The organism is Streptomyces sp. rh34 (assembly GCF_002551245.1).
In the GTDB taxonomy this organism is placed as follows: Bacteria; Actinomycetota; Actinomycetes; order Streptomycetales; family Streptomycetaceae; genus Streptomyces.
This window is the reverse complement of record NZ_NTGZ01000090.1, coordinates 17,256-27,844: the sequence shown is the minus strand read 5'-3', so window position 1 is coordinate 27,844 and position 10,589 is coordinate 17,256. Positions and strand designations below refer to the sequence as shown.

Genomic DNA, 10,589 nt, shown 5'->3' with positions numbered 1-10,589 from the left:
TCGAAGCGGGTCTCGCATTTCCTTCTCGCCTTCCGGTTCTTCGCTTTCGCGTTTTCCCTTTCGGCGAGTCCGACTTTACCAGACTCTTTTCCGTTCCGTTTCCGGCCCGAATTCGATTTCCGGTGGCCTGTCGAGCGGCCTTGCCTTTCGGCGGATCCGACTTTATCAGAGATTCTGAGTCGGAATTCCCACCCTGCTCGGGAGCTTCATCCGAGCGCACGAGTGCGCGTGGTGCTTCCCGTTCAGGCGGAGACGTAAACGTACTGGAGCGGGGCTCCCCGATGCAAATCGGGGGCCCCGCTCCAGGTCAGGCGAGCGTGAGGGTCAGACCTCGACGACGACCGGAAGGATCATCGGGCGCCGGCGGTAGGTGTCGGACACCCACTTGCCGACGACCCGGCGGACCATCTGCTGGAGCTGGTGGGGCTCCATCACGCCGTCCTGCGCCGACTTGTCCAGGGCTTCCTGGATCTTCGGCGTGACCGCCACGAAGGCGCTGTCGTCGATGCCGGAGCCCCGGGCCTGGATGTGGGGGCCGCCCACGATCTTGCCGGAGGAGCTGTCGACCACGATGAACACCGAGATGATGCCCTCGTCTCCGAGGATACGGCGGTCCTTGAGGGAGGTCTCGGTGACGTCTCCGACGGAGAGTCCGTCGACGTAGACGTAGCCGGCCTGGACCTTGCCGACGATCTTCGCCTTGCCGTCGATGAGGTCGACGACCACGCCGTCCTCGGCGATGACGATGTGGTCCTTCGGCACGCCGGTGAGGGCGCCCAGTTCGGCGTTGGCGCGCAGGTGGCGCCATTCACCGTGGACCGGCATCAGGTTCTTCGGCTTGCAGATGTTGTAGAAGTACAGCAGCTCGCCGGCCGAGGCGTGGCCCGAGACGTGGACCTTGGCGTTGCCCTTGTGGACGACGTTGGCGCCCCAGCGGGTCAGGCCGTTGATCACGCGGTAGACCGCGTTCTCGTTGCCCGGGATGAGGGACGACGCGAGGATCACCGTGTCGCCCGGGACGATCCGGATCTGGTGGTCGCGGTTGGCCATCCGGGAGAGGGCGGCCATCGGCTCGCCCTGCGAACCCGTGCAGACCAGCACGACCTCGTCGTCCGGGAGGTCGTCGAGGGTCTTGACGTCGACGACCAGTCCGGCGGGAACCTTCAGATAGCCCAGGTCCCGGGCGATTCCCATGTTGCGGACCATCGAGCGGCCGACGAAGGCGACCCTGCGGCCGTACTCGTGGGCGGCGTCCAGGATCTGCTGGATGCGGTGCACATGGCTGGCGAAGCTCGCCACGATGATGCGCTTCTGGGCGTTCGCGAAGACCGTGCGCAGGACGTTGGAGATGTCCCGCTCCGGCGGCACGAAGCCGGGAACCTCGGCGTTCGTGGAGTCGGAGAGGAGGAGGTCGATGCCCTCTTCGCTCAGCCGGGCGAACGCGTGCAGGTCGGTGAGACGGCCGTCCAGCGGAAGCTGGTCCATCTTGAAGTCACCGGTGGCCACGGCCATGCCCGCGGGGGTGCGGATGGCGACGGCGAGGGCGTCCGGGATCGAGTGGTTGACCGCGATGAACTCGCAGTCGAAGACGCCGATGCGCTCGCGCTGGCCCTCGGTGACCTCGAGGGTGTACGGACGGATCCGGTGCTCCTGGAGCTTCGCCTCGATGAGCGCGAGGGTCAGCTTGGAGCCGATCAGGGGGATGTCCGGCTTCAGGCGCAGCAGATACGGGACACCACCGATGTGGTCCTCGTGGCCGTGCGTGAGGACGATGCCCTCGATGTCGTCCAGGCGGTCCCGGATCGTGGTGAAGTCCGGCAGGATCAGGTCGATGCCCGGCTGCTCCTCCTCGGGGAAGAGGACGCCGCAGTCGACGATGAGCAGGCGGCCGCCGTACTCGAAGACCGTCATGTTGCGGCCGATCTCGCCCAGGCCGCCGAGCGGGGTGACCCGCAGGGCGCCCTTCGGGAGCTTCGGCGGGGTACCGAGTTCAGGATGCGGATGACTCAAAAGACTCTCCTTACCACGCACGCCACGTACCGCTGAGGCACGTGGCGCGCATGTCATTCGTGCACTTGCTGTTGTCTTGGGGTGGTGCTCGATGCGAGTCGCCTCGCCTGTTCAGTTGTGAAGTCTGTGTGCACAGCAGTCGGTGACTACAGCTGTACCCCGCCGGCGGCGAGGTCGATCTTGAGCTGGGACGTCTCCTGGGCGCTGAGCTCCACCAGCGGCAGGCGCAGCGGTCCGGCCGGGAGTCCCTGGAGGGTCAGGGCGGCCTTCGTGGTGATGACGCCCTGGGTGCGGAACATCCCGGTGAAGACCGGGAGCAGCTTCTGATGGATCTCCGTGGCCTTCTGGACGTCGCCGCTCAGGTGCGCGTCGATCAGGGCCCGCAGCTCGGGGGTGACCACATGGCCGACCACGGAGACGATGCCGACCGCGCCGACCGAGAGGAGCGGCAGGTTCAGCATGTCGTCGCCGGAGTACCAGGCGAGTCCGGATTCGGCGATGGCCCAGCTGGCGCGGCCCAGGTCGCCCTTGGCGTCCTTGTTCGCGACGATCCGCGGGTGGTCGGCCAGCCGGACGAGGGTCTCCGTGTCGATCGGCACCCCGCTGCGGCCGGGGATGTCGTACAGCATCACCGGCAGGCCGGTGGAGTCGGCGATGGCGGTGAAGTGCCGGAGCAGACCCTCCTGCGGCGGCTTGTTGTAGTACGGCGTCACGGCGAGCAGGCCGTGGGCGCCGGTGCGCTCGGCCGTCCGGGCCAGCTCGACGCTGTGCCGGGTGTCGTTGGTGCCGATGCCGGCGACGACATGCGCCCGGTCGCCGACCGCTTCGAGTACCACTCGTACGAGCTGGTCCTTCTCCGTGTCACTGGTGGTCGGGGACTCACCGGTGGTGCCGTTGACGATCAGGCCGTCATTGCCTGCGTCCACCAGGTGGGCGGCGAGCCGCTGGGCGCCGTCGAGGTCGAGAGCGCCGTCCGCCGTGAAGGGCGTGACCATAGCGGTGAGGACCCGCCCGAAGGGGGTCTGCGGAGTGGAGATCGGAGCCATGGGTAACACGCTACTCGCTGCTCAGCGCGCGGGGTCCCCTCGGGGGGACGGGGAAGAGGAGCCCGGCACTGCCTGCTCGGGGGTTCAAGCAGTGCCGGGTCCGTTTGTTCAGCCTAGATGAACTTCTCGAAACGCCGCAATACGGACACCGCCTACGGGGCTACCCGTCCGTTTTTGTTGAAGGCCGCATGAGTGAGCGGCATGAGCTGCTCCCAGTGGGCTTCCATCTGCTCGCCGACCATCTCGATCTCGCGCTGCGGGAAGGACGGCACCTTCGCCAGCTCGTGCTGGGTGCGCAGGCCGAGGAAGTGCATCAGGGAGCGTGCGTTGCAGGTGGCGTACATCGTGGAGAAGAGGCCGACCGGGAGGACCGCACGGGCGACCTCGCGGGCCACGCCCGCGGCCAGCATCTCCTGGTACGCCTCGTAGGAGGCCCGGTAGGACTCCTCCATGGCGCGGGTCGTCAGGTCGTACTGATCCTCGGTGCCCTCGACGAACTCGTACTTGCCGGGGCGGCCCTGCTGGACCAGCTTGCGGGAGGTTCCGGGGACGTAGAAGACCGGGTCCAGCTCCCTGTAGCGGCCTGATTCCTCGTTGTAGGACCAGCCGACGCGGTGCCGCATGAACTCGCGGAAGACGAAGATCGGGGCACTGACGAAGAACGTCATCGAGTTGTGCTCGAACGGGCTGCCGTGCCGGTCCCGCATGAGGTAGTTGATGAGCCCCTTGGAGCGCTCGGGGTCCTTGGTGACCTCTTCGAGCGACTGCTCGCCGGCGGTGGAGACCCGCGCGGCGAACAGCACGTCCGCGTCGCGCGCGTCACTCTTCACCAGCTCGACGGTGACGTCGCTGCGGAAGCGGGGCTTAGCGGGTTCGGGATTTTCGGTCACCGACAGGGGTCCTTCCAATGGCGTCGCTCGGGCGGCGACCACTTTACGGGCCGGGCGGACGGCCGCATGTACGCGGCGGTCTCGGGCAGCCGTTCGTGGAGTCCTTCAAACGTTACGGCGATTCGGGGCACCGATCGGGCCGTTCGTACGTCTGACTCATTAGCAGCACCCGTCACTGAGATCAAGGAGAGTTTCCTCATGTTCCGCCGGCGTGAAGCCGTCCCGTTCTCGTTCGTCGCCGAGTCCGACCGATTCCGCAGTAATGTCACCCCTCCTCCCTCGGCCCGCGCCACCGTTCCCGAACTGCTGGGGCGGTCGCTCGTCGGGCTTACCGTGGTCGCCGGTCTCGTGGGCTCTCTGCTGCTGGGGCTCCCGGCTCTCGACTCCGAACAGTCCCCCGCGCACGGCAAGCAGTCCGAAGCGTCACAGGGCCGCTGACTCGTACGGACCCCCTGGGGTGGTCGGGCCGGTCGCACCCTCGGTAGCCTCACCGGGCACAGCAATCGAGCGTGCTTGTGAGTGAGGATGAGTCGTGCCCCTGCCCTTTCTGACGGCCGACCGCGCATTCGATGCGAGCGCGGAGGACGTCGCGCTGCCGTTCGACGACCACGACAGTTGGCGGCGGCCCTACCGCCCCGGCCCGTGGCGGGTCGCGGCGGCGGCCACCCTGTTGTTGCTGGCCTCGTTCGTTCTGCTCGCGGCCATGATCATCGGCGTGGCCGGAGCGCCTTCGGGCGCCACCGTGTGTCTGGCCCTGGCCGGTGTGCTGATCGCCGCCGCCCTGCGACTGCTGCGGGTCGGTGCGTGGGTCAGCCGTCACGGTGTACGGCGTGTCGCGTTCTTCCGGACCACCACGGTGGCCTGGAGCGGCACGTCCGCGGTTCGTACGGTCCAGCAACCCGTGAAGTGGATGGGCCTTCCCCGTACGGTCCAGGGCCAGGCGCTCATCGTGGTCCGAGGCTCAGGTGAGACGCTGCCGCCGCTGACCACCGACCACAACGCGGACTTCCTCGGGCGTGAGGAAGCGTTCGAGCGGGCCACGGACGCGGTGGAGGCGTGGGCCGACGAGTACCGACAGATGTGAACCGTCGCCCGTACGTGGATGAGCCCGGGGCCCTTACGGGTCCCGGGCTCATCTGCGTACGGCGTGAAAGATGTCCTCAGGCGCCGGACGGGCCGGAGGGTGCGGGTTCGGCGGACGGGTGGGAAGGTGCCGGTTCGTTCGCGTGCAGGGCGATCGCTCGTTGCATCGCCTTGCGGGCTCTCGGCGTGTCCCTCGCGTCCTGGTAGGCGACCGCCAGCCTGAACCAGGTCCGCCAGTCGTCCGGGGCGTCCTCGGTCTCCTCGCGGCGTCGGGTGAAGACCGCGTCGGCCGAGTCCCGGTCGATGCGGCCGGACGGGGTGCGGGTCAGTTCGTCGACCGGCAGGCCGCCCTCAGCGTCCAGCTCGGCGGCCAGGGCGTTGGCTCGGCGGACGAACTGGGTGTTCTTCCAGAGGAACCAGACGCCGATCACCGGCAGGATCAGCACGGCGACGCCGAACGTGATCGTGACCAGCGTGCCGTGCCGGATGAGCATCAGGCCACGGCTGCCGACCAGGACGAAGTAGAAGACCAGGACGGCGGCCGTGACGATGTAGGTGATCTTTGCGCGCATGGGTGCTCAGTCAGTTCAGGTCGAGGAAGTGTTCCAGGCCGAACGTGAGGCCGGGAGTGGCCACCACGCGGCGAACACCGAGCAGGATGCCCGGCATGAAGCTGCTGTGGTGGAGGGAGTCGTGGCGGATGGTGAGGGTCTCGCCCTCGCCGCCGAGGAGCACTTCCTGGTGGGCCAGCAGGCCGCGGAGCCGGATCGCGTGCACCGGGACGCCGTCGACGTCCGCGCCGCGCGCGCCGTCCAGGGCGGTGGCGGTGGCGTCCGGCTGGGGCGCGCTGCCCGCCTTGGCGCGGGCCGCCGCGATGAGCTGGGCGGTACGGGTGGCGGTGCCGGACGGGGCGTCGGCCTTGTTGGGGTGGTGCAGTTCGACGACCTCGACGGACTCGAAGTAGCGAGCGGCCTGCTCCGCGAACTTCATGGTCAGGACGGCGCCGATGGAGAAGTTCGGGGCGATCAGGACGCCCGTCGCCGGGGAGTTGTCCAGCCACGTGGTCAGCTGCGCGAGCCGTTCGTCGGTCCAGCCCGTGGTGCCGACGACGGCGTGGATGCCGTGCCGGACGCAGAAGTCGAGGTTGCCCATCACCGACGCGGGGGTGGTGAGCTCGACGACGGCCTGGGCTCCGGCGTCGGCGAGGGTCTCCAGCTTGTCGCCCCGGCCCAGGGCCGCCACCAGCTCCAGGTCGTCGGCGGCCTCGATCGCGGTGACGGCCTCGGAGCCGATGCGGCCCTTCGCGCCGAGAACGGCTACGCGCAGCTTGCTCATCTTGATTCCTTAGGGGATTAGGAGACCGCTTCGTCGAGGCGGTCCGCCTGCTTGTCCTTGAGCGGGCCGATGACCGAGAGCGAGGGGCGGTGGGTGAGGAGTTCGCCCGCCACCTCCCGTACGTCGTCGGGGGTGACCTCCGCGATGCGGGCGAGCATGTCGTCGACGGACATCTGCTCGCCCCAGCACAGCTCGCTCTTGCCGATGCGGTTCATGAGGGCGCCGGTGTCCTCCAGGCCGAGGACGGTGGACCCGGAGAGCTGCCCGATGGCGCGGGCGACCTCGTCGTCGTCCAGACCGTGCGTGGCCACCCGGTCCAGTTCGTCGCGGCAGATCTTGAGGACGTCGTGGACCTGGCTGGGCCGGCAGCCCGCGTACACCCCGAAGAGGCCGCAGTCGGCGAAGCCCGAGGTGTACGAGTACACGCTGTAGGCCAGGCCGCGCTTCTCCCGTACCTCCTGGAAGAGGCGGGAGCTCATGCCGCCGCCGAGGGCGGTGTTGAGGACGCCCAGGGCCCAGCGGCGCTCGTCGGTGCGGGCGAGGCCGGGCATGCCGAGGACCACGTGGGCCTGCTCGGTCTTGCGGTTCAGCAGCTCGACCTTGCCTGCGGTGCGCAGCGCCCGGGATCCCTCGCGGGGCGCCATCGGGACGGCGTCGTGGCGGGAGAGCGCCCCGGCGCGCTCGAAGGCCCGTCGGACCTGGCGTACGACCGTGGCGTGGTCGACGTTGCCCGCGGCGGCGACGACGAGGTGCGTGGGGTCGTAGTGCTTCTTGTAGAAGCGGGCGATCTGGCCGCGGTTCAGCGCGTTGATCGTGTCGACGGTGCCGAGGACGGGGCGGCCGAGGGGGGTGTCGCCGAGCATGGTGTGCGCGAACAGGTCGTGCACGCAGTCGCCCGGGTCGTCCTCGGTCATCGCGATCTCCTCGAGGATGACGCCGCGCTCGGCGTCGACGTCCTCGGGGGCGATCAGCGAGCCGGTCAGCATGTCGCAGACGACGTCGATGGCCAGTGGCAGGTCGGTGTCCAGGACCCGCGCGTAGTAACAGGTGTACTCCTTCGCCGTGAAGGCGTTCATCTCGCCGCCGACCGCGTCGATCGCGGAGGAGATGTCGAGGGCGGAGCGCTGGGCGGTGCCCTTGAAAAGGAGGTGTTCGAGGTAGTGGGTCGCGCCGTTCAGGGTGGGTGTCTCGTCGCGGGAACCGACGTTGGCCCAGATGCCGAAGGTGGCGGACCGGACGGAGGGCAGGGTCTCGGTGACGATCCGCAGACCGCCGGGGAGGACGGTCCGGCGGACGGTTCCGATGCCGTCCTTGCCCGGGAGAAGCGTTTGGGTACGGGCGACGGCCCGCGCCTCCGAGGAGGTGCGGGCCGTCGTCGCGGAACTACGGGACGTCACTTGTCGGTGTCGTCCTTCTTCTCGTCCTCGTCTTCACCCTCGACGACCGGGATCAGCGAGAGCTTGCCGCGGGAGTCGATCTCGGCGATCTCCACCTGGACCTTGGCGCCGACGCCGAGCACGTCCTCGACGTTCTCCACGCGCTTGCCACCGGCGAGCTTGCGGATCTGCGAGATGTGCAGCAGGCCGTCCTTGCCCGGCATGAGCGAGACGAACGCACCGAAGGTGGTGGTCTTGACGACCGTACCCAGGTAGCGCTCGCCGACCTCCGGCATGGTCGGGTTGGCGATCGCGTTGATCGTGGCGCGGGCGGCCTCGGCCTGCGAACCCTGCTGGGCACCGATGTAGATGGTGCCGTCGTCCTCGATCGTGATGTCGGCGCCGGTGTCCTCCTGGATCTGGTTGATCATCTTGCCCTTGGGGCCGATGACCTCACCGATCTTGTCCACCGGGATCTTGACGGTGATGATCCGGGGGGCGTTCGGGGACATCTCGTCCGGGACGTCGATGGCCTCGTTCATGACGTCCAGGATGTGCAGACGCGCGTCACGGGCCTGCTTCAGCGCGGCGGCCAGGACCGAGGCGGGGATGCCGTCGAGCTTGGTGTCGAGCTGGAGCGCGGTCACGAACTGCTTCGTGCCGGCGACCTTGAAGTCCATGTCGCCGAAGGCGTCCTCCGCACCGAGGATGTCGGTGAGGGCGACGTAGTGGGTCTTGCCGTCGATCTCCTGCGAGATCAGGCCCATGGCGATACCGGCGACGGCGGCCTTGAGGGGCACACCGGCGTTCAGCAGCGACATGGTGGAGGCGCAGACCGATCCCATGGACGTCGAGCCGTTGGAGCCCAGCGCCTCGGAGACCTGTCGGATCGCGTAGGGGAACTCCTCGCGCGAGGGCAGCACCGGCACGATGGCGCGCTCGGCGAGCGCTCCGTGGCCGATCTCGCGGCGCTTGGGCGAGCCCACGCGGCCGGTCTCGCCGACGGAGTACGGCGGGAAGTTGTAGTTGTGCATGTAGCGCTTGCGGGTCACCGGGGAGAGGGTGTCCAGCTGCTGCTCCATACGGAGCATGTTGAGGGTGGTGACGCCCAGGATCTGGGTCTCGCCACGCTCGAACAGCGCCGAGCCGTGCACGCGCGGGATGGCCTCGACCTCGGCGGCGAGCGTACGGATGTCCGTGACGCCGCGGCCGTCGATGCGGACCTTGTCCTTGATGACGCGCTCGCGGACCAGCTTCTTGGTCAGCGAGCGGTACGCGGCGGAGATCTCCTTCTCGCGGCCTTCGAAGGCCGGGAGGAGCTTCTCGGCGGCGATCTCCTTGACGCGGTCCAGCTCGGCCTCGCGGTCCTGCTTGCCGGCGATGGTGAGCGCCCGCGTCAGGTCGGAGGTGACGGCCTTGGAGAGCGCCTCGAAGACGTCGTCCTGGTAGTCGAGGAAGACCGGGAACTCGCCGACCGGCTTGGCGGCCTTGGAGGCCAGGTCCGACTGGGCCTTGCAGAGCGCCTTGATGAAGGGCTTCGCGGCGTCCAGACCGGCGGCGACGATCTCCTCGGTGGGAGCCTCGGCGCCGTCCTTGACGAGCTGGATGGTCTTCTCGGTGGCCTCGGCCTCGACCATCATGATCGCGACGTCGCCGTCCTCCAGGACGCGACCGGCGACGACCATGTCGAAGACGGCGTCCTCGAGCTCGGTGTGCGTCGGGAACGCGACCCACTGGCCCTTGATCAGGGCGACGCGGGTGGCGCCGATCGGGCCGGAGAAGGGCAGGCCCGCCAGGATGGTGGAGCAGGAGGCGGCGTTGATCGCGACCACGTCGTACAGGTGGTCGGGGTTGAGCGCCATGATCGTCTCGACGATCTGGATCTCGTTGCGCAGGCCCTTCTTGAAGGAGGGGCGCAGCGGCCGGTCGATCAGGCGGCAGGTGAGGATCGCGTCCTCGGAGGGCCGGCCCTCGCGGCGGAAGAAGGAGCCGGGGATCTTGCCAGCCGCGTACTGCCGCTCCTCGACGTCCACCGTGAGGGGGAAGAAGTCGAGGTTGTCCTTGGGCCGCTTGGAAGCGGTGGTGGCCGACAGCACCATGGTGTCGTCGTCCAGATACGCGACGGCGGAGCCGGCGGCCTGCTTGGCCAGGCGGCCCGTCTCGAAGCGGATGGTGCGGGTGCCGAAGGTTCCGTTGTCGATAACGGCCTCGGCGTAGTGGGTCTCGTTCTCCACTAGTGATTTCTCCATACTCGTCGTCTTTCGTCCTCACGCCCGTGTGGCGGGGGACGGTGCGGGAGAGGCGCACCGTGGATGCGGGCCGGTCTTCGATCGAAGCTCCCGGGCATGTTCCCGGGGGCCACTACCGAGGACCGGCGGCGGCGTCGTCGCGCCTCTCCCTCGTTGTTGCGTTGTTGCTCGTGCGTTCCCGCTTGATGCGTTCTCGCTCGTGCGGGTGTCACTGCACCCAGGTTACTGAGCTTGACACCGGTCGTGCACGTACGGCAAAGGGAGCGGTCCCCTCAAACGCGGGAACCGCTCCCTTTCCACAGCGTCCTTACTTGGCGCCGCCGGCCGCGCCACGGCGGATGCCGAGGCGGTCGACGAGCGCACGGAAGCGCTGGATGTCCTTCTTGGCCAGGTACTGCAGGAGGCGGCGACGCTGGCCGACCAGGATCAGCAGACCACGACGGGAGTGGTGGTCGTGCTTGTGCGTCTTGAGGTGCTCCGTCAGGTCCGAGATCCGGCGGGAGAGCATGGCGACCTGGACCTCGGGGGATCCGGTGTCACCCTCCTTCTGGGCGAACTCGGACATGATCTGCTTCTTCGTAGCGGCGTCGAGCGGCACGC

The 10,589-nt window shown here is 68.4% G+C and carries 10 protein-coding genes; 2 read left to right on the top strand and 8 right to left on the bottom strand.

The window, feature by feature from the left end:
- Nucleotides 1-324: 324 nt before the first annotated feature.
- The 3 genes from CR470_RS18375 to thyX all read right to left on the bottom strand — a co-directional run bounded on the left by CR470_RS18375 (nt 325) and on the right by thyX (nt 3,946).
- Nucleotides 325-2,010, bottom strand: coding sequence for a ribonuclease J (locus CR470_RS18375; RefSeq protein WP_032792692.1), 1,686 nt, complete (start codon nt 2,008-2,010; stop codon nt 325-327).
- A 146-nt stretch (nt 2,011-2,156) separates the two neighbouring features.
- A complete protein-coding gene (gene dapA, locus CR470_RS18370; RefSeq protein WP_097868668.1) occupies nt 2,157-3,056 on the bottom strand; it encodes a 4-hydroxy-tetrahydrodipicolinate synthase in 900 nt (299 codons plus the stop codon).
- A 152-nt stretch (nt 3,057-3,208) separates the two neighbouring features.
- Nucleotides 3,209-3,946 (bottom strand): FAD-dependent thymidylate synthase, encoded by a 738-nt coding sequence (thyX, locus tag CR470_RS18365; RefSeq protein ID WP_097868667.1) that lies wholly within the window; start codon nt 3,944-3,946, stop codon nt 3,209-3,211.
- 198 nt (nt 3,947-4,144) lie between these two features.
- On the opposite strand from thyX, the gene CR470_RS18360 reads away from it, so the two are divergent.
- Together CR470_RS18360 and CR470_RS18355 are read left to right on the top strand one after the other, a co-directional pair.
- The gene (locus tag CR470_RS18360) at nt 4,145-4,384 is read left to right on the top strand and encodes a hypothetical protein (RefSeq protein WP_003965849.1); all 240 of its coding nucleotides are present in this window, start codon (nt 4,145-4,147) and stop codon (nt 4,382-4,384) included.
- A gap of 94 nt (nt 4,385-4,478) precedes the next feature.
- Nucleotides 4,479-5,030, top strand: coding sequence for a hypothetical protein (locus tag CR470_RS18355; protein ID WP_097868666.1), 552 nt, complete (start codon nt 4,479-4,481; stop codon nt 5,028-5,030).
- A 76-nt stretch (nt 5,031-5,106) separates the two neighbouring features.
- Here the strand turns inward: CR470_RS18355 and CR470_RS18350 are convergent, their stop codons facing one another.
- The 5 genes from CR470_RS18350 to rpsO all read right to left on the bottom strand — a co-directional run bounded on the left by CR470_RS18350 (nt 5,107) and on the right by rpsO (nt 10,587).
- The gene (locus CR470_RS18350) at nt 5,107-5,601 is read right to left on the bottom strand and encodes a hypothetical protein (protein ID WP_097868665.1); all 495 of its coding nucleotides are present in this window, start codon (nt 5,599-5,601) and stop codon (nt 5,107-5,109) included.
- Between the two features lie 10 nt (nt 5,602-5,611).
- Nucleotides 5,612-6,364 (bottom strand): 4-hydroxy-tetrahydrodipicolinate reductase, encoded by a 753-nt coding sequence (gene dapB / locus CR470_RS18345; protein WP_097868664.1) that lies wholly within the window; start codon nt 6,362-6,364, stop codon nt 5,612-5,614.
- A 17-nt stretch (nt 6,365-6,381) separates the two neighbouring features.
- Entirely contained in the window at nt 6,382-7,761 is a 1,380-nt protein-coding gene (locus tag CR470_RS18340; RefSeq protein ID WP_097868663.1) for a M16 family metallopeptidase, read from the bottom strand.
- The gene (locus CR470_RS18335) at nt 7,758-9,974 is read right to left on the bottom strand and encodes a polyribonucleotide nucleotidyltransferase (protein WP_097868662.1); all 2,217 of its coding nucleotides are present in this window, start codon (nt 9,972-9,974) and stop codon (nt 7,758-7,760) included. The genes CR470_RS18340 and CR470_RS18335 overlap by 4 nt, the downstream gene beginning before the upstream one ends.
- A 322-nt stretch (nt 9,975-10,296) precedes the next feature.
- Complete coding sequence (rpsO, locus tag CR470_RS18330) at nt 10,297-10,587, bottom strand: 30S ribosomal protein S15 (RefSeq protein ID WP_003965855.1); 291 nt, start codon at nt 10,585-10,587, stop codon at nt 10,297-10,299.
- Nucleotides 10,588-10,589 lie beyond the last annotated feature (2 nt).

Coding starts and splice junctions, on each gene's coding strand:
- CR470_RS18360 (WP_003965849.1), top strand. CDS start 4,145: ATGTTCCGCCGGCGTGAAGCCGTCCCGTTCTCGTTCGTCGCCGAGTCC.
- CR470_RS18350 (WP_097868665.1), bottom strand. CDS start 5,601: ATGCGCGCAAAGATCACCTACATCGTCACGGCCGCCGTCCTGGTCTTC.
- dapB (WP_097868664.1), bottom strand. CDS start 6,364: ATGAGCAAGCTGCGCGTAGCCGTTCTCGGCGCGAAGGGCCGCATCGGC.
- dapA (WP_097868668.1), bottom strand. CDS start 3,056: ATGGCTCCGATCTCCACTCCGCAGACCCCCTTCGGGCGGGTCCTCACC.